We start from the raw sequence: 19026 nt of genomic DNA, 5'->3' as shown, positions 1-19026 counted from the left end.
TCCGATTACATGTCATTTTTGTGTGATCTTAATTACAAATTAATGGGGTGCAGAGCGCAATTTTTTGCACTCCGCTGTGATGGTTGAAAGCTAGTCCTGCCGGGTTTTTAGGCATTGTCCAGAAGAGGCGTCATGATGCGATGATTGTTTTCTAAAATGTCTACCAATATAGATCAGCATGACTAGACCTGGGATCACCATTAATGAGGTTATTACGAAAAATGTTGACCAGCTGTCTAGCCAGTCCACCATCATACCGCTGAACGATGCAAGAGAGGTGCGGCCAAGGTTACCCAACGATGCAAGCAGTGCGTATTGAGTGGCGGAAAAAGCTCGCCCAGTTAAGAAGGTCAAGAAAGAGACAAAGGCAATGGTGGCGAAAGCCGAGGTAAAATTATCCACCAGTATCGCGCCTAGCAGCAGGTGCTCGTCTGGCCCCACCACGGCAAGCCAAGCAAACATCAAATTACTGGAGGCCATAGCTACACCGCCAATAAACAAGCCTTTGATCACCCCAAAGCGCAAGTTAATATAGCTACCGATTAAGGTGTACACCACCGTCAGCCCCCAACCAATGAGTTTGGAATAGTAGCCAATTTGCTCATTGCTGAAGCCAACATCTTTGTAAAAGACAATCGACATGCGGCCCAAAAAGGCCTCGCCAATCTTAAAGAGAAAAACAAACAACAGAATGGCTAACGCAACTTTTACACCGTTGCGGCGGAAAAACTCGGCAAAAGGTTCAAACACAGTCACTGCTAACCAAGTGCGTGCACTGCTGTACCCTTTCCCTAGATAGTAACGGGTCGCGGCATCTTGGCGTTGGTCGCGGTCACTGGCAGGCTCCTTTACGTACAAGGTTGCCAGTAACATTAAGCCTACGAAACCTGCCATAATCACATACACTTGATTCCAACCGATGGCGTCAGCGTTGATAAAACCGATGTAACCGGGCACGGAATATCCCGTCCACCATCCTATGACCGACATGGCTGAAGCAAGTGGGAATTTATCGGTTTCATGCTCAGCAAAATTATCAATGCGAAAGGCATCAATGGCGACATCTTGGGTGGCAGAGGCGAGTGCAATCGCAAAAATCAGCGATGAAAGCACCACAGTAGTCACCCAAGGATCGATGGCCGTCAAGCCGTGTAAATTAAGTTGAGATAAGGCTAAGGTTGCGATCAGAATCAGCGCTTGGGTGAGCAATATCCAACTGCGGCGCTGTCCGAAGCGCTCATTAAGCATGGGCACTTTGAGTCTATCGATCAAAGGCGCCCAGAGAAAGTTCACCGCATACAGCACAAACACCGAGCCGAATAGACCAATCGCGGTGCGAGAGAGCCCTTCATCCGCGAGCCAGCCGTTTAAGTTGGAGCCGATTAACACCCAAGGAAAGCCGCTACAACAGCCCATCAAGAACACGTAAAGGAGTCGGCGGTCGGCATAGGGCGCAAGCGCCCCTTTAAGATTAGATAACATGATCGCAAGCCTGCCTGTCAGCTACTGAGAAGAYATTCGAGAGATGCTATTTATCACAATGGGTTGTTGTGGTACGTCTTGCATCCGCTTGCTTGGGATCGTCACGGTTGATTGAGATGAAATGTTTTGCACCGTGACAAAGCCTTCAACTACTCGACCAAAAACGGTATAGCCAAGCTTGTTGGGCGTGGCGTCTAGAAAGCCGTTATCATTGATATTAATGTAAAATTGACGCGTGGCCGAATCGGGGTCATTGGTTCTGGCCATCGCAATTGTGGCGCGCCGGTTACTTAAGCCATTGGTGGATTCGTTATCAACCGTGTCATATACCGGCAGGCGTTCGAGGTCTTTATCAAACCCGCCACCTTGTACTACGAACCCCGGGATCACGCGATGAAATATAGAGCCTACATAGCTGCCATCATCAACATAACGGAGAAAATTAGCCACGGTTTTGGGCGCTTTTTGCTCATCAAGACTGAGCGTAAATGCGCCGAGCGTTGTATCCACCTTTACCAACACTTCCGCCTGCGCTGGCAATGCAGCCAACGCAAGCATGCACATCATGCAGAAGGTACGCATGATTAAAAGTGCTCTTTCATGTGCTTAAGCAACTGTTCGTCGTTGGCAATATCTTGCAGCACCGCCTCAAGCAAGTTGTTTAGGGCCATTTCGATATCATCAGGCGATGCGCTGCTGATCCCTTCTTGGGTTGATTTGCCAGTGTAACGCTTCACGAAGCGACCATCAGGAGATTCAGCGACCAGCTGAAGCTGGACCGATGCTTCCATATTGTGCTTAAACACTGTGTGTTTTACACGCACGAGGGCATCAAGAATATCGAGGCGCAGTGTTCCCGGGCCATTCGCCACTACACGGAAGCCTTGCGAAGAAAGTTGGCGAGAAAGGGTATCTTCTAAGACAACGCGCAGATTCTGGCTAGCATGCAGTGGCTTCACGTTAGAGCGACCACTGTCAATGACAGCTACAAACTGGGCGGTACGCAGATCACGGCTTTTGACGACCACGGGCAAGTTATTCACTTGCTGTTGGTTTGAGGTGGCGGGTTTGGGCGCGATAGTTAGTTGCGGATCACGCGGCGATGAACAGCCTGCTAGGATAAGCACGGCAGCGGCAACGAGCAGTTTTTTCATTGTGTTCAGCATCCTTTACTTAATGTTGGGCGTGTACTGCTTGAAGAATAACGAATTTTTTATTCGACGCAATGACGGAGACATTACCAAAAAGGCGTTTTAACTTAGCATGATAGCCGAGATGTCGGTTTCCGATGACTAAAAGGCGGCCATGATTGGTCAGAACACGTTTTGCGTCACAAAACATTTGCCAAGCAATATGATCGGTAATGGCTTGTTGTTGATGGAATGGTGGATTGCACATCACCAAGTCCACATCATGGTGTGCAAACTCGCTCAAACAATCCCGCGCTTCACACTGAAAGCGAGTAGGCGCAATGTGATGCGCTAAAAGGTTACGTTGCGCCGATGCGACAGCCATATGGCTCTCGTCAACGGCATGGATAAAGGCATTTGGATTGTTTCGAGCCGCTTGCAAGGCAAGCACACCATTACCACACCCTAGATCGACAATCCTTTTTAATCCGGGTTCACTCGGAATGTGCGGTAACATCAAATACGCCGCAATATCCAGTTTTTGCGCAGAGAATACATTGGGGAAATTCGCCAGTGTCATGGCGTAATCAGGCACATCGAACGTATGTAGCTGGTCGATTAACTCGGGTTTGTCGTCACGCGGCGTGCAAAATACTAAGCGTGCTTTTTTCTTCGCCAGTGAGGTCACTGTGTTGCCGAGCTGGTGCTCAAACTGGTTTAACGTTGAGGTGTGAATCTCTTTGGTCTTCGCCGCAGCGATGACGGGAATGGACGAATCGGTGATTGCGGCAAGTTGTTGTAATTGCCATGACAACATGCGTGTGCTTTTCGGGATCCGTAATAGCACCACATCGACGCGCTCTGGCAGCGGCTCTAAGCTGGTTAATTGGACGACGCTAGGCAGAGCGTTGGCGGCTAAATTCTGGACAGTTGCTTGTTGTGCCACCACAGAATCACTGACTTGAATCGTGTCATAGCCTTGTTGTGACGCCCAGCAGCTTAGCGCGCCAAAGTGATCATTGATGATCAACACACGCGCACCGGCCGGTAATGACAACTCATCCACGTGCTCAATCAAGTATTCGTCGGCTGCATCGAACGCTTGCAGCGTTTCGTTTTTACGTCGGGGGTAACGGTGGAGTATTAATGGCTGGCCCGCAGGCGTCGTCATTTCAGTCTTCATCGGAGTTTTTGCGTCGCGCTAGATAAAGTAGGTATATTGTCGTACTCAGCCAGAGACTGCAATTTAAAACGTGGCGTCATCTCTGGTGTTGAAAGCTCACGCCACCGCGAAAGTCGCAAAATCATCAATAGCATCTACACTGAGAGCACCCGTGCTCCCCGTGTAAAATGTGGGAAGCAAAATGAAAATACAAACACAGATCACCGAGAAGCTCGAGCAGGCCTTTTCGCCTAGCTTTCTGGATGTGCGTAATGAAAGCTTTATGCATAACGTGCCAGAAGGGTCAGAGAGCCATTTCAAAGTCGTGGTGGTATCAGAGGCATTTGACGGTCAACGTTTAATTCAACGTCACCGAGCTGTGAATACGACCCTATCGGATGAATTGGCTCATCATATTCATGCGTTGGCGATCCACACTTATACGCCGCAAGAGTGGGCGTCACAAGCGCAAGCACCTGACTCACCCGCTTGTCGTGGAGGGGGAAAATAGCGACAGCGCTGATGGTGAGTTTTCACGTTGTGGCAACAARTTCTTACACAAATATGAGCGAATTGGTGGGCGGTAACTGCGCGGGGTTTTTGTTTCATTAGCACAGGCGAGCATTCACGTTGCCTGCTAAGGTGAACAAAAAAACAGCAGTGAAACTGTGACCTTACAGCGAGTATTGTTTGTACAGGTATGGATAATTGCCACGCTCCAGTGACAATACCCATAGAATCAACGCTGGGGTTAGTGATAGAATACGGCGCTTAAAGACTAACCTAGGCTACCTTTGTGTAACGATTTGGTTAGCAGGATGTTGCGACGGTGGGCCGTCATGGCCGCCAAACAGTCGAAAGTCGTGTCTTTAACTGCGCAATAACAGAATTCTTTTTCCCGTTAATGTAGTGCAAGTGCGTATGATTACAATAAAAAAGGGTTTGGATATCCCTATTGCCGGGACTCCTACTCAGGTGATAAATGACGGCCCAGCCGTCAAGAAAGTCGCCTTGCTTGGCGAAGAGTACGTTGGAATGCGCCCCACCATGCACGCGCGTGTGGGTGATGTAGTGAAAAAAGGTCAGATTCTTTTTGAAGATAAAAAGAATCCGGGCGTGAAATTTACTGCACCAGCAGCTGGTAAAGTGGTTGAAGTTAACCGCGGTGCCAAGCGTGTTCTTCAGTCTGTCGTCATTGAAGTCGATGGAAACGAGCAAGTCACGTTTAATAAATATGAAGCCTCACAGTTGGCATCGCTAGATCGCCAAGCCATTGTTGACCAACTGGTCGAGTCTGGCATGTGGACAGCGCTTCGTACTCGTCCTTTTAGCAAGTCGCCTGCGGTTGATGCCGTACCGGAAGCTATCTTTGTCAATGCCATGGACACCAATCCGCTTGCCGCGGACCCGAAAGTGATCATTGATGAGCAAAAAGAGGCTTTCGTTGCGGGCCTAGATGTGGTTTCTCGCCTTACCGAAAAAACGGTATTCGTTTGTAAAGCAGACGTAGAGTTACCGACTAGCAAGCAATCAAACGTTGAGCAGCATGTCTTTGCTGGTCCTCACCCAGCTGGTCTTGTCGGCACCCATATCCACCACTTGCGCTCAGCAAGTATGGAAAAAATGGTATGGCACCTGAACTATCAAGACGTCATTGCGTTTGGTCATTTATTCCTGACCGGTGAACTTAACACCGATCGCGTGGTTGCCTTAGCAGGCCCTATGGTCAATAAGCCACGCTTGGTACGTACTCAACTGGGCGCTAACCTCGATGAGCTGACGGACGGTGAGTTGATGGCCGGCGAGAGCCGCATTATCTCAGGCTCTGTACTCTCGGGCACCAAAGCGACTGGTCCTCATGCGTATCTTGGCCGTTTCCACCTGCAAGTGTCTGTATTACGCGAAGGTAATGAGAAAGAGCTGTTCGGTTGGTTATCTCCCGGCAAAAACCGCTTCTCTGTGACCCGTGCGTACCTTGGCCACCTGTTTAAAGGCCAACTTTTCAATATGACCACCTCGACCAACGGTAGTGATCGTTCCATGGTGCCAATCGGTAACTATGAGCGAGTAATGCCGCTGGATATCGAGCCGACTATGCTGCTGCGTGATATCTGTGCCGGTGATACAGATAGTATGCAACAGTTAGGCGCGCTGGAGTTAGATCCTGAGGATTTGGCACTTTGTACATTTGTCTGCCCTGGCAAGTACGAATTTGGCCCAATGCTCCGCGAGAGCCTGGAAAAAATTGAGAAGGAAGGGTAACAGATGAGCCTGAAAAACTTTTTAGAGCAAATCGAGCCACACTTTGAGCCAGGCGGTAAACACGAGAAGTGGTTTGCCCTGTATGAAGCGGTCGCGACCATTTTGTACACGCCAGGCATGGTGACCAAAGCTGGCGCTCACGTGCGTGACAGCATCGATTTGAAACGCATCATGATCATGGTGTGGTTTGCTGTGTTCCCCGCAATGTTCTGGGGTATGTACAACACAGGTAACCAAGCCATTATGGGCCTGAACCATTTATATGAAGGCGCGCAGCTTGCGCAAATCATTGAAGGGAACTGGCACTATTGGCTGACTGAGGCGATTGCGGGGCCGCTTGCGAGTGCAGGTTGGGGCACCAAAATGGTCTTGGGTGCCACCTACTTCCTGCCTATTTATGCCACCGTGTTTATCGTGGGTGGTTTTTGGGAAGTACTGTTCTGTATTATCCGCAAGCACGAAGTGAACGAAGGTTTCTTCGTGACCTCGATTCTTTTTGCACTGATTGTTCCGCCAACGCTGCCATTGTGGCAAGCCGCTTTGGGTATCACCTTTGGTGTGGTGGTTGCAAAAGAAATCTTTGGTGGTACAGGCCGTAACTTCTTGAACCCTGCGTTGGCTGGCCGTGCATTCTTGTTCTTCGCCTATCCTGCTCAAATCTCTGGTGATTTGGTATGGACCGCTGCGGACGGCTTCTCGGGTGCGACTGCACTGAGTCAATGGTCAACCGGCGGTGAAATGGCGCTGATGCACAACGTGACCGGTCAAACCATGACTTGGATGGACGCCTTTATTGGTAATATCCCAGGTTCAATGGGTGAAGTATCGACGCTTGCCATCTTGATTGGTGGTGCGGCGCTGGTTTACATGCGCATTGCATCATGGCGAATCATCTTGGGTACCTTCCTCGGTATGGTCGCCGCGGCAACCTTGTTCAATGTGATTGGCTCTGATTCTAACCCAATGTTTAGCATGCCTGCTCATTGGCACCTTGTACTGGGTGGTTTTGCGTTCGGTATGATGTTCATGGCGACGGATCCTGTCTCTGCTGCGTTCACCAATAAAGCAAAATGGTGGTACGGCATTTTGATTGGTGCGATGGCCGTGATTATTCGCGTGGTTAACCCAGCATATCCAGAAGGGATGATGCTGGCGATCTTGTTCGCGAACCTGTTTGCACCACTGTTCGATAACCTGGTGATTCAGGGCAACATCAAACGGAGACTGGCTCGTAATGGCAAGTAGTAACGATAGTATTAAAAAGACGCTGCTCGTTGTTATCGCATTGAGCTTGGTGTGCTCGATTGTGGTGTCTGGTGCAGCAGTAGCGCTACGTCCTTTGCAACAAATTAATGCAAAGCTAGACGTACAGAAAAACATCCTTTCGGTGGCTGGCATTGATGTCACGGGTGGCAAAAGTGCGATCAATGATGCTTACAACAAGTACATTGAAACCCGCTTGGTCAGCCTAGACGACGGTGAATTTGTTAGCCCTGAGACGGTCAACGTTGAATCAGCAGCTGATTACGATCAGCGTGCGGCTGCCAATGATCCGGCCTTGTCGAAAAAGCTGAGTGGCGATGAAAACATTGCCGATATCGGTCGTCGTCCTGACGTCGCTAAGGTGTACTTAGTCAAAGACGAGGCAGGTCAAACTCAGCGTTTGATTTTGCCCGTCAATGGCTCCGGTCTTTGGAGCATGATGTACGCATTCGTAGCGGTAGAACCCGACGGTAATACAGTTGCTGACATCGTTTACTACGAGCAAGGTGAAACACCAGGGCTAGGTGGTGAAGTTGAAAACCCGAAATGGCGCGCACAGTGGGATGGCAAAAAGCTATTCAACGAGCAGGGCGAGCCAGCAATTCGCATCGTTAAAGGCGGCGCTCCTCAAGGTAGTGAGCACGGTATCGATGCATTGTCGGGAGCGACTCTAACCAGTAATGGTGTTCAGAACCAGTTTAACTTCTGGCTAAGTGACATGGGCTTTGGTCCATTCCTAGCAAAAGTTCGCGAGGGAGGCCTGATCGATGGCTGAAGCTAAAGAACTGAAGAAAAACCTTCTGTCACCGGTACTGGACAATAACCCGATTGCCTTACAGGTCCTCGGTGTTTGTTCGGCGTTGGCGGTGACCACACAGATGCAAACGGCATTTGTCATGACGTTGGCGGTGATGTTCGTAACGGCGATGTCAAACCTGTGTGTTTCTTTGATCCGTAACCACATTCCTAACAGCGTACGTATCATCGTTCAGATGGCGATCATCGCGTCGTTGGTAATCGTGGTTGACCAAACATTGAAAGCGTTCGTGTACGACATTTCTAAGCAGCTGTCCGTATTCGTTGGTCTTATCATTACCAACTGTATCGTGATGGGTCGTGCTGAGGCGTATGCGATGAAGTCGTCGCCATTGCCATCATTTATTGACGGTATTGGTAACTCACTGGGCTACGGTTTTGTGCTGATGACAGTCGCGTTCTTCCGTGAGCTACTGGGCTCTGGCTCAGTGTTTGGTGTGTCTATTCTACCTGTGGTCAATGAAGGGGGTTGGTATCAGCCAAACGGTTTGATGCTTCTGGCCCCATCTGCATTCTTCCTCATCGGCTTTTTGATTTGGATTGTGCGTACCTTCAAACCTGAACAAGTTGAAGCGAAGGAGTAATAGCACATGGAACATTATTTGAGCCTGCTAGTGCGCTCTATCTTCATCGAGAACATGGCGCTGGCATTCTTCCTTGGTATGTGTACCTTTTTGGCCGTATCCAAGAAAGTAAAAACCGCATTTGGTCTGGGTGTGGCCGTGGTTGTGGTACTGACCATCTCAGTGCCGGTTAACAACTTGGTGTACAACTTGGTTCTGCGTGAAGACGCGCTGGTGAAAGGCGTCGATTTGAGTTTCTTGAACTTTGTTACCTTCATCGGCGTTATCGCGGCGTTGGTACAGATTCTTGAGATGGTACTCGACCGCTTCTTCCCGCCGCTTTACAACGCGCTGGGTATCTTTCTGCCGCTTATTACGGTGAACTGTGCCATCTTCGGTGGCGTATCATTCATGGTTCAGCGTGATTACAACTTCGCAGAGTCAGTGGTTTACGGCTTCGGTTCTGGGGTGGGCTGGATGCTAGCCATCGTCGCCCTAGCGGGTATCCGTGAGAAAATGAAATATTCAGACGTGCCGCCAGCACTGCGTGGTTTGGGGATCACCTTTATCACAGTTGGTTTGATGGCATTGGGCTTTATGTCTTTCTCTGGTGTGCAACTGTAAGCCGGGTAAACTGCGAGAAAAGGAATAGTCAATGGACATTATTCTTGGTGTAGTGATGTTTACTCTGATTGTACTGGCGCTGGTATTGGTGATTTTGTTCGCCAAGTCCAAGCTGGTACCAACCGGTGACGTCACAATTGATATCAATAACGATCCTGAAAAGGCGATCGTTACTCAGCCAGGCGGTAAACTGCTTGGTGCACTGGCCGGTGCTGGTGTGTTTGTTTCTTCTGCCTGTGGTGGTGGTGGCTCATGTGGCCAGTGCCGCGTAAAAATCAAAGAAGGTGGCGGTGATATTCTGCCAACCGAGCTTGATCACATCACCAAAGGTGAAGCACGTGAAGGTGAGCGTCTGTCATGTCAGGTTGCTGTAAAGCAAGACATGAAGATCGAATTGCCAGAAGAAATTTTTGGCGTGAAGAAGTGGGATTGTGAAGTTATTTCTAACGACAACAAAGCCACTTTCATCAAAGAGCTGAAGCTGCGTATACCTGACGGTGAGTCTGTACCTTTCCGTGCAGGTGGTTATATTCAGATTGAAGCGCCAGCGCACCACATTAAGTACTCAGACTTTGATATTCCTGAGGAATACCGCGAAGACTGGGAGAAGTTCAACTTGTTCCGCTATGAGTCAAAAGTGGATGAAGAAATCATCCGTGCTTACTCAATGGCGAACTACCCTGAAGAAGAAGGCATCATCATGCTGAACGTGCGTGTGGCAACGCCACCACCACGTAACCCTGATGTGCCACCAGGCCAAATGTCGTCTTACATTTGGTCACTGAAGCCGGGTGATAAGTGTACGATCTCAGGGCCGTTCGGTGAGTTCTTCGCGAAAGATACCGACGCTGAAATGGTCTTTATCGGCGGTGGTGCCGGTATGGCACCAATGCGCTCGCATATCTTTGACCAACTTAAACGTCTGAACTCAGATCGTAAGATCACCTTCTGGTACGGTGCACGTTCTAAGCGTGAAATGTTCTACGTTGAAGATTTCGATATGCTTCAAGAGCAGAACGATAACTTCAAGTGGTACTGCGCACTGTCAGACCCACTACCAGAAGATAACTGGGATGGTTACACAGGCTTTATCCATAACGTGCTTTATGAGAACTACCTCAAAGATCATGAAGCGCCAGAAGACTGTGAATACTACATGTGTGGTCCACCAATGATGAACGCAGCCGTTATCGGTATGCTGAAAGACTTAGGTGTTGAAGACGAAAACATCCTTCTGGATGACTTCGGCGGCTAAGATCGCAACGTGTGACTTACCTTTTAATGGCTGGCCTTTGGGTCAGCCATTTTACGTATCAACCTCGCGTCGAAGGACACCCATATGAAGAAGTTTTGGTTAGGCTGTGTGGCAACGCTGACACTGCTCGTGGCTTTGGTCGGTTGTGAGCGTTCACCTGAGCTGGTCCATCTTAATGGCAGTACAATGGGCACGTATTACTCCATTAAGTACATTGCAACGGAAAACACGCCCGAGAAGGCGGTGATCCAAAAAGAAATCGATAAGCGTTTGGAGCTGGTGAATGACCAGATGTCGACGTATCGAGACGATTCGGAGCTGAGCCGTTTCAATCAACATCGTGCTGACTCTCCGGTTGAGGTATCTGACGCGACGGCGAAAGTGGTGAAAGAAGCGATGCGTCTTAACGCCTTCACCGATGGCGCGTTAGATGTCACGGTTGGACCGTTAGTGAACCTTTGGAGCTTTGGCCCTGAAAAACGACCAGAGAATATTCCGACCGACGAAGAAATCGCACAGCGAATGGCGATGACGGGGTTAGAGAGTCTGTCTTTATCGGGCAATCAGTTGACCAAAACCAATCCTGACCTTTATGTCGACTTGTCAACGATCGCCAAAGGATACGGCGTAGATGTGGTCGCTGACTATTTGGCGTCACTTGGGCTCGATAACTATTTGGTTGAGATTGGTGGTGAGTTACAATTAAAAGGTGTGAACCAAGACGGCGTACCTTGGCGCATCGCGATTGAAAAGCCTAGTGCCGGCACACAGTCGGTGCAAGAGATTATTGAGCCTGGGGATATGGCGGTTGCTACCTCAGGGGATTATCGCAATTACTTTGAGCATGATGGGGTACGCTATTCGCACATCATTGATCCAGCAACAGGACGACCGATTCATCATCGCTTAGTGTCTGTCACAGTGTTGGACCCGTCTTGTATGACGGCGGATGGTTTGGCAACAGGCTTCATGGTACTTGGACCAGAGAAAGCCGTTGCATTGGCAAATCAAGCCAATATTCCTGCCTTTATGGTAGTGAAAACGGATGACGGTTTTAAAGAAATCGCATCTGAGGCGTTTAAGCCTTATTTAAAGCGTTAAATACGCAATAACGATAGTAGGTGAGCAATTATGTCAGTATTTCTTATCACCTTTGCTGTTTTTGTACTTGTGATTGCAGGGATGGCGATCGGCTACATCGTACAGCAAAAAACCATCAGTGGGAGCTGTGGTGGCCTAGGCGCAATCGGTATTGAAAAAGAATGCGACTGCCCAGAGCCGTGTGATGCACGTAAAAAGCGAGAAGCGCGTGCAGAGAAAACCCGTGAGTGGAAGAAAAACCAAATTATCTAGCCGAGACCTGACGCGATCAGGTGTACAGTAGATAGCCACCAGTGAGTCACTCTGTCTTATCTGGTGGCCATGCAGGATTGTCATGAAGAAAATCATCCATATCGACATGGATTGTTTCTATGCGGCAGTGGAGATGCGTGATAACCCTGCCTTGCAACAGGTGCCTCTTGCTATTGGCGGGTCACCTGATGGGCGAGGGGTGATTGCTACCTGCAATTATCCCGCGCGTCGCTTTGGGATCCGTTCCGCGATGGCGACAGCTCAAGCACTTAAACTATGTCCCGGTCTGACGGTCATGCGTGGCAATATGGCCAAGTACCGCGCCGTTTCTCAGCAGCTTCATGCTATTTTTCATCGTTATACCGATATTATTGAGCCCCTCTCTCTTGATGAGGCTTACTTAGATGTTACAGATTGCGACAGTCATCAAGGCTCGGCAACCCGTATTGCAGAAGCGATTCGTCACACCATTCGCGACGAGCTATCATTAACCGCGTCGGCAGGCGTCGCGCCAATCAAGTTTCTCGCCAAAGTTGCCTCAGATATCAACAAACCGGATGGCTTATGCGTGATCCCCCCTGACGAGGTCGACACCTTTGTGGCTGAACTCCCTTTGCAATGCATTCCGGGCGTAGGACGTGTCACCTTAACCAAGCTTCATGAACTGAATTTGTTTACCTGTAGAGATGTGCAGTGTAGCGATCATGGTGAACTGATCCAGCGGTTTGGTAAATTTGGGCAGGTACTATGGCAGCGAGCACACGGTATTGATCGACGTCCAGTGCAAGTGGAGCGGATACGTAAATCCGTTGGCGTAGAGCGCACTTTATCGCAAGATCTTGCGGCGCTGAATGATTGTTTACAGTGGTTAGACACTTTATACGAAGAGCTCCAACGGCGACTCGAAAAAGCCGATGCGAATGGACGGATTTGCCGCCAAGGGGTCAAACTCAAATTCAACGACTTTCAAACCACAACGGTTGCACACCGCTGTGAGCGGTTAGATCGAGGACTATTTGATACCTTGTTGCATGAAGCGTTTTATCGAGGCGAGGGTAGAGCGGTGCGGCTAATTGGTTTGTCGGTAGGGCTGGGGGACGACAATGACCCCCAGCTAAGTTTACTCGCTTAAGCGCGCTTTTCAGGAATCGCTTTTAAGATAGCGCGCATTTGTTGCCAATAGTGACCCACACTTTCAATGTTCACTTTCTCATCGGGTGAGTGAGGGAACTTAATCGTTGGACCAAACGAGATCATATCCATATCTGGGTAAGGTTTTTTAAATAGACCGCACTCTAATCCCGCGTGGATCACCATGATATCAGGCTTACGCTGATAGATAGCTTCATAGGTATCACGGAAAATATGCATGATTTCAGAGTCCGGATCAGGCTTCCATCCCGGGTAAGCGCCGGAAAACTCGACGGTCACGTTAGCTAAACCAGCCAGTGAGCGCAGCATGCCTTGCACCATTTCTCGCCCTGAATCGATCAATGAGCGGATCAAAAACAATCCCGTAATAGTATGCTCATCGGTTTGGATAACGCCTAAGTTCAGTGAGGTTTCTACCACACCCGGAACATCATCGCTCATCCGTATGACACCGTTTGGCGCCGCGTTTAAGGCCGCGAGTAGCCGAGATTGTACGGCTCGGGTCAATGGGTCGGCTTGATTGTCAGACGCATCGAGTACGACAGTGACGTTCTCCTCCAAGCGTCCCAACTCATCGTGAAGCAACTGCGCGTAGTTATCTATCGCCGCGGCTAATGCGTCTTTTTGCTCGACTGGCACGGCAATATCTGCAAAGGCTTCACGCGGGATGGCGTTACGCAATGTACCGCCTCGCAATGCAATCAGGCTGACATCAATCTCACTGAGGTGATGGCTGAGCATGCGTGCAAGTAGCTTATTGGCATTGGCGCGACCCGTGTGAATATCCACCCCAGAGTGGCCGCCTTTTAGGCCTTTTATACCGACGGTAAAACGCGCAAAATTGTCGCCGATGGGGTGACGCTCGACCGGAAAGTGCATGCTAGCATCGACGCCGCCCGCACAGCCCATGTAGATTTCCCCTTCTTGTTCGGAGTCTGTGTTCAGTAACACTTCTCCTTCAAGCCAGCCTGCTTCTAGGCCAAATGCACCGTCCATCCCAGCTTCTTCATTGGTGGTAAGCAACACTTCGAGTGGACCATGTTCAATGTCATCAGCCGCTAAGACGGCAAGGCAGGAAGCCATCCCAATACCGTTATCGGCGCCTAATGTCGTGCCATCCGCCGTGACCCACTCGCCATCGATATAAGGGCGAATCGGATCGGTGGTAAAGTCGTGCTCGGTGTGCTCGTTTTTCTGCGGCACCATATCAAGGTGGGCTTGTAGTACTACACCTTTGCGGTTTTCCATTCCCGGCGTCGCCGGTTTGCGGATAAAAATATTGCCAGTGGGATCTTGGCGAACCTCTAAACCTCGGCCTTTCGCCCAATCGACAATGAATGCTGCCAATTGTGCTTCGTGGTAAGAGGGATGTGGAATAGCACAAATCTGGTCAAAAAAAGCCCAAACAGGCTGGGGTGATAATTGGCTGATCTCAGACACGGTAGACTCCATTTTATTTTATTGTTGGCCTTTTAAACAGTAGGCCTTACTGAAATAGATGGACTTTACCAAGCATACCACTGTCGACTAGGTGGTGACAGTCGCAGGATCAAGGGAAGGAAAAACAGAGTACATGCCGGATATCTAGGCGTTGAGGGCGTAATAAAACTACCAAATATGAACTTTTTGTGACTCTAGTCACTCTATTGCTTGTAATATAATTACGTGTGGGTTATTATCTAGACACTGATAACACAGGTTATCGATTGTTCATGGAGTGAACCCGAGTATTCGCCTCCAAGGAACCGAGACAAAATGTGAACAACATTAGGTTTAAACTTGAGAGAGGTAAAAACGATGGAAGGTATGGTATCTAACTACTACTGGAACCAACAGTCAGTATATACCAAAGGATTCACGTATCCGGCGCCGTTCGGGTACCGCAAGTAAGTTTTACGATTCCCCCGCTCTTACAGAGACATTTCTGATCCAGAAGCAAACGCTTTAGTTCTGGCGCCACACAAAGTTGTGGCGTTTTTTTTATGGATGGTATGTCAGGTGCCTGATAAGCCAGTCATGATAGACAATCTTGTTGGCAACCATCACGAGAGCCATGACATTCCGATCAATTCATGCGGTTTCGTGCTGGAAATTTCCTTCATCGATCGGTAAGATTTGCGCCAATTTTTGACACGCAAACGTTTTCCTTTTGCATCTTATGATGCGCCACCTTTTATTCGGGATACCAACGATGTTAGAGCGTTTATTTAAACTCAGCGATCATGGCACGGATCTTCGCACCGAAGTTATTGCCGGTGTGACCACCTTCCTCACCATGGCCTACATCATTTTCGTGAACCCATCTATTTTGGCTGAAGCAGGAATGGACAAGGGCGCCGTATTTGTTGCCACCTGTTTGGCTGCTGCCGTCGGCTGTTTTGTGATGGGAATTGTCGCCAACTATCCGGTCGCTCAAGCGCCGGGTATGGGCCTGAACGCTTTCTTCACCTACACAGTGGTGCTGCAAATGGGCCACTCGTGGCAGGTTGCGCTGGCTGCGGTGTTTATTTCGGGCTTGTGTTTTATTCTACTCAGTGTGTTGAAAATTCGTGAGTGGATTATCAACTCGATTCCTATGTCACTGCGCACCGGTATCTCGGCGGGTATCGGTTTGTTTTTAGCGCTCATCGCACTGCAAAATGCGGGGATCGTCGTAGATCACCCGGCAACCCTGGTCGCACTGGGTGATGTGACGGCATTTGCGCCAGCGATGGCAGCACTCGGCTTTTTCCTCACAATTGGTTTGGTGCATCGTGGCCTAAAAGGGGCGGTCATGATTGCGATTTTAGTGGTCACCGTGATTGGTATTGTCGCGGGGGATGTCCCCTACCACGGCGTGATGTCTGCACCACCAAGCCTCGCGCCGACCTTTATGCAGCTTGATTTTGCCGGAGCCCTTGAAGTTGGTCTGGTGTCTATTGTGTTCGCATTTTTGTTTGTTGACCTCTTTGATACCGCAGGAACCTTAGTGGGTGTGGCACAGCGCGCGGAACTTTTGGACAAAGATGGTAAACTGCCGCGTTTAAATCGTGCATTACTGGCAGACAGTACCGCGACATCGGTCGGGGCGCTTTTAGGCACGTCGAATACAACCTCATATATTGAAAGTGTGTCAGGGGTAGCAGCGGGTGGCCGTACAGGACTCACTGCTGTCGTTGTAGGGATCTTATTCTTGCTTGCGCTATTTTTTGCGCCGCTCGCAGGTATGGTCCCAGCGTACGCAACAGCTGGCGCTCTCTTTTATGTTGCGATTTTGATGATGTCAGGTCTTGTAGGGATTAACTGGCGAGATTTGACCGAAGCCGCACCTGTGGTCGTGGTGTGCTTGCTGATGCCGCTCACTTACTCGATTGCGAGCGGGATTGGCCTTGGCTTTATTGCGTTTTGTGCCGTAAAAACCTTTGCGGGCAAAGGGCGTGAGGTCCCTGTCAGTATCTGGATCTTGGCTGGATTGTTCTTACTCAAGTTCGTTTTCTTGGTGTAAAACAGCCGCCCACATTGACGTTATAACAAGGCGAGAAACGCCACGAGGTTTTCATCATGAGTAACAAGTTCATCATCACCTGGGACAACATGCAGATGTACACACGCCAATTGGCGGAGAGGCTGCTACCCGCTGACCAGTGGCAGGGAATTATTGCTGTGAGTCGCGGTGGCTTGGTGCCTGCCGCCATTCTGGCCCGTGAGCTAGGCATTCGCTATGTCGATACGGTGTGTATCTCGAGCTACGATCATGATCATCAGCGCGATATGCGTGTCGTGAAACAAGCACCGGGGGATGGTGAAGGCTTTATTGTGGTGGACGACTTGGTTGATACAGGCGGAACCGCAGAAATGGTACGCCAACTCTATCCCAAAGCACGCTTTGTGACTGTAAGCGCCAAACCTGCGGGTAAGCATCTTGTTGACGATTATATCGTCGATATTGCGCAAGACACATGGATTGAGCAGCCATGGGATATGGCGGTGAGCTATGTGGATCCGATTGCCAAATAATAGCTAGCAAGGTTATTGATAATCTGCTGTCAACAAAACGTCGCACACAGTTGCGGCGTTTTTTCGTTTCTAGGGACGCGATTGACTGAAAATCATGGCCTTGCTGTGAGTATGGTTTACACTAGGAGCGTCATAAACTGAACGCTCGGGAGTGAACGTGTCGGAAAGCGAATCTCAAAATTTGTCGGTCAAGCTGTTTGCCAAACACAGACATGCCAAAGAAACGTCGACATTGTTTGGCGCTATCCAGCAAATCGATCAAGCGAGTTATTCGGCGTTTGATGGAGACAGCGAGCGCAGCTGGTATCGAATGCGGCGTCGTGGACAATGGACGTGGCAAGGAGTAGATCCGGTAGAGATGGAAGCCATTTTTGCCCGTATTGCTCATTCGGATAATTCACGCTCCGTCGACAGTCTGCTGGATACGGTAGAAGGCTACCGCTCGGGAAATTGGAACTACGAGTGGACAGCCGTGGGCATGCAGCACCAAAAGCGCGCCCAAGCGCTGGCAGACAAAGGAGAGCATCAAGCAGCGAGCCAGCAATGGCTGCAAGCCTGTACCTATTTCGGTATCGCGGCGTATCCTCACCTCAAAGGCGATACGCTCGCTTTGCAATCGGAAACGCTGGCCTACAAAGCCTTTGAGCATGCGATGGATAAGCTTCCCTTCACGGTTAAAACCGTGGAAACAACGCTCGATGGCAAATCGCTAAAAGGTTACCTGTATCTGCCAAGAACCGATGCGACTCTGCCGGTGGTTATTCTCAGTGGCAGCTTAGACAGTTTGCAAACCGATTTATGGCGGGTATTCGTCGATTACTTTGCTCCCGCAGATATCGCGGTATTGACCTTAGATATGCCCTCAGTGGGGCACAGTAGTCATTGGCATCTCAATGAAGATACCAGCCGCTTACATCGCGCCATGTTAGACAAGTTGGCGGAGGTACCTTGGGTGGATCACCACCGTTTGGGCACCATGGGGATCCGGTTTGGCGCGAATCCGGCGGTACGGTTAGCCTTTCTTGAACCACACAGAGTCAAAGCCAGTGCAGCGCTGGGAGGCATCGTGCATTCGCTATTAACCAATGCACAAATGATGAAAAAAATGCCACCCATGTACCTCGACACATTAGGGTCACGGCTCGGTCGCCATATTCCTATCGACACGCTTCGGACACGCCTACAGGCGTGGTCACTCAAAAACCAAGGCTTACTCACCGGACGGCGAACCGAAGTGCCCATTTTAGCCTTGAGTTTGAAAGATGATCCGGTTTGTCCGGAATCCGACAACAAACTGATTGCAACCTATAGTCGTGGCGGTAAAGCGGTGACATTGCCGAATACGCCTTTGCATGACGGCTACCATCGTGCGCTGAGCGAGACCGTCTCGTGGTTTGCCAATATTTTGTAACCAAGGTGGCGAAGGTGTGATCAAGTGCGGAAAGCGGGGGATTGGCGTTCACCTGACCGATAACGTCATGATATACCTTGAGCTTAGGTAGATAGAGTGCCACTGGAGGACACCATGACCCAAACGCTCCCGCTTTCTCATGGACGGTTGAAAACACGTTTTACTGCGCTTGGCCCGTATTTTCGTGATGGGCAATCTGATGAACAAAGCTACTTTTTCGATAGCTTGTCTGTCTGCGTCGATGCGAAAAAAGAGCCCGATGCACGCGAATTCTGGGGATGGTGGTTAGTGTTGACCCCAGAAGACGATGGGTTCCGTTATCACTACGGGTATGGCCTCTATGACGAGCATGGGGAATGGTTAGCAAAAGCCGTCCCTGCCAAACAGCGCGCGGAGGTTGAGAAAACCCTTGATAGTTTCTACACCAAATTATGCCAATTAGTGGTCGATGAACTATCGCTTTCCCTTTCCCCAAGTCAAAAACTGACCGAGCCAGAACTCGCCCTTTCTAACTAAAACGTGATTTGCCTGATTTCAGTCCTTGTTAAATGGACATG

Annotated in this window: 19 protein-coding genes; 14 read left to right on the top strand and 5 right to left on the bottom strand. The window is 49.7% G+C overall.

What is annotated here, in order from left to right; all coding sequences use genetic code 11:
- Positions 1–90: 90 nt before the first annotated feature.
- Genes BZG82_RS06035 through BZG82_RS06020 form a run of 4 tightly spaced genes read right to left on the bottom strand, consistent with a single transcriptional unit; the run spans position 91 to position 3783 of the window.
- On the bottom strand, positions 91–1482 hold the full coding sequence (locus tag BZG82_RS06035) for an AmpG family muropeptide MFS transporter (protein ID WP_077479421.1): 1392 nt from the start codon (positions 1480–1482) through the stop codon (positions 91–93).
- A 21-nt stretch (positions 1483–1503) separates the two neighbouring features.
- Positions 1504–2064 carry a peptidylprolyl isomerase gene (locus BZG82_RS06030; protein ID WP_077765398.1) on the bottom strand — a complete coding sequence of 187 codons (561 nt, stop codon included), beginning with the start codon at positions 2062–2064 and terminating at the stop codon, positions 1504–1506.
- A gap of 2 nt (positions 2065–2066) precedes the next feature.
- Positions 2067–2636 carry a YajG family lipoprotein gene (locus BZG82_RS06025; RefSeq protein ID WP_069587446.1) on the bottom strand — a complete coding sequence of 190 codons (570 nt, stop codon included), beginning with the start codon at positions 2634–2636 and terminating at the stop codon, positions 2067–2069.
- A 19-nt stretch (positions 2637–2655) separates the two neighbouring features.
- Positions 2656–3783 (bottom strand): methyltransferase, encoded by a 1128-nt coding sequence (locus BZG82_RS06020; protein ID WP_241837350.1) that lies wholly within the window; start codon positions 3781–3783, stop codon positions 2656–2658.
- A 193-nt stretch (positions 3784–3976) separates the two neighbouring features.
- Between BZG82_RS06020 and bolA the strand changes: the two genes are divergently transcribed.
- From bolA to dinB, 10 genes are all read left to right on the top strand, one after another.
- Positions 3977–4285: a transcriptional regulator BolA gene (bolA, locus tag BZG82_RS06015; RefSeq protein WP_077479418.1), complete on the top strand. Its 309-nt coding sequence runs from the start codon at positions 3977–3979 to the stop codon at positions 4283–4285.
- Positions 4286–4695: 410 nt separating this feature from the next.
- Positions 4696–6036, top strand: coding sequence for a Na(+)-translocating NADH-quinone reductase subunit A (locus BZG82_RS16170; RefSeq protein ID WP_069587443.1), 1341 nt, complete (start codon positions 4696–4698; stop codon positions 6034–6036).
- 3 nt (positions 6037–6039) lie between these two features.
- The gene (locus BZG82_RS16165) at positions 6040–7281 is read left to right on the top strand and encodes an NADH:ubiquinone reductase (Na(+)-transporting) subunit B (RefSeq protein WP_069587442.1); all 1242 of its coding nucleotides are present in this window, start codon (positions 6040–6042) and stop codon (positions 7279–7281) included.
- The gene (locus BZG82_RS06005; RefSeq protein ID WP_077455572.1) at positions 7271–8074 is read left to right on the top strand and encodes a Na(+)-translocating NADH-quinone reductase subunit C; all 804 of its coding nucleotides are present in this window, start codon (positions 7271–7273) and stop codon (positions 8072–8074) included. The genes BZG82_RS16165 and BZG82_RS06005 overlap by 11 nt, the downstream gene beginning before the upstream one ends.
- Positions 8067–8699, top strand: coding sequence for an NADH:ubiquinone reductase (Na(+)-transporting) subunit D (locus BZG82_RS06000; protein WP_069587440.1), 633 nt, complete (start codon positions 8067–8069; stop codon positions 8697–8699). The genes BZG82_RS06005 and BZG82_RS06000 overlap by 8 nt, the downstream gene beginning before the upstream one ends.
- A gap of 6 nt (positions 8700–8705) precedes the next feature.
- Positions 8706–9302, top strand: a complete 597-nt coding sequence (gene nqrE / locus BZG82_RS05995) for an NADH:ubiquinone reductase (Na(+)-transporting) subunit E (RefSeq protein ID WP_069587439.1) — start codon at positions 8706–8708, stop codon at positions 9300–9302.
- A 31-nt stretch (positions 9303–9333) separates the two neighbouring features.
- Complete coding sequence (nqrF, locus tag BZG82_RS05990; RefSeq protein WP_077479416.1) at positions 9334–10557, top strand: NADH:ubiquinone reductase (Na(+)-transporting) subunit F; 1224 nt, start codon at positions 9334–9336, stop codon at positions 10555–10557.
- A gap of 84 nt (positions 10558–10641) precedes the next feature.
- Complete coding sequence (locus tag BZG82_RS05985; RefSeq protein ID WP_077661857.1) at positions 10642–11658, top strand: FAD:protein FMN transferase; 1017 nt, start codon at positions 10642–10644, stop codon at positions 11656–11658.
- Positions 11659–11688: 30 nt separating this feature from the next.
- Positions 11689–11910 (top strand): (Na+)-NQR maturation NqrM, encoded by a 222-nt coding sequence (gene nqrM / locus BZG82_RS05980; RefSeq protein ID WP_069587436.1) that lies wholly within the window; start codon positions 11689–11691, stop codon positions 11908–11910.
- Positions 11911–11992: 82 nt separating this feature from the next.
- Positions 11993–13042: a DNA polymerase IV gene (dinB, locus tag BZG82_RS05975; RefSeq protein WP_077765396.1), complete on the top strand. Its 1050-nt coding sequence runs from the start codon at positions 11993–11995 to the stop codon at positions 13040–13042.
- Here dinB and BZG82_RS05970 read toward each other — a convergent pair.
- On the bottom strand, positions 13039–14514 hold the full coding sequence (locus BZG82_RS05970; protein WP_077661856.1) for an aminoacyl-histidine dipeptidase: 1476 nt from the start codon (positions 14512–14514) through the stop codon (positions 13039–13041). The genes dinB and BZG82_RS05970 overlap by 4 nt on opposite strands.
- 739 nt (positions 14515–15253) lie before the next feature.
- Between BZG82_RS05970 and BZG82_RS05965 the strand changes: the two genes are divergently transcribed.
- The 4 genes from BZG82_RS05965 (at position 15254) to crl (ending at position 18985) form a co-directional block, all read left to right on the top strand.
- Complete coding sequence (locus tag BZG82_RS05965; RefSeq protein WP_069587433.1) at positions 15254–16546, top strand: NCS2 family permease; 1293 nt, start codon at positions 15254–15256, stop codon at positions 16544–16546.
- A gap of 56 nt (positions 16547–16602) precedes the next feature.
- Positions 16603–17058 (top strand): xanthine phosphoribosyltransferase, encoded by a 456-nt coding sequence (gene gpt, locus BZG82_RS05960; RefSeq protein ID WP_069587432.1) that lies wholly within the window; start codon positions 16603–16605, stop codon positions 17056–17058.
- Positions 17059–17215: 157 nt separating this feature from the next.
- Positions 17216–18469, top strand: a complete 1254-nt coding sequence (frsA, locus tag BZG82_RS05955; RefSeq protein WP_077765410.1) for an esterase FrsA — start codon at positions 17216–17218, stop codon at positions 18467–18469.
- Positions 18470–18583: 114 nt separating this feature from the next.
- Positions 18584–18985 (top strand): sigma factor-binding protein Crl, encoded by a 402-nt coding sequence (crl, locus tag BZG82_RS05950; RefSeq protein ID WP_069587431.1) that lies wholly within the window; start codon positions 18584–18586, stop codon positions 18983–18985.
- Positions 18986–19026: the final 41 nt, after the last annotated feature.

The sequence above is a fragment of the Salinivibrio sp. PR5 genome, assembly GCF_001996085.1.
Taxonomy (GTDB): domain Bacteria; phylum Pseudomonadota; class Gammaproteobacteria; order Enterobacterales; family Vibrionaceae; genus Salinivibrio; species Salinivibrio proteolyticus.
The sequence above is the reverse complement of the archived record's forward strand: the minus strand, read 5'-3'. Positions and strand labels throughout refer to the sequence as shown.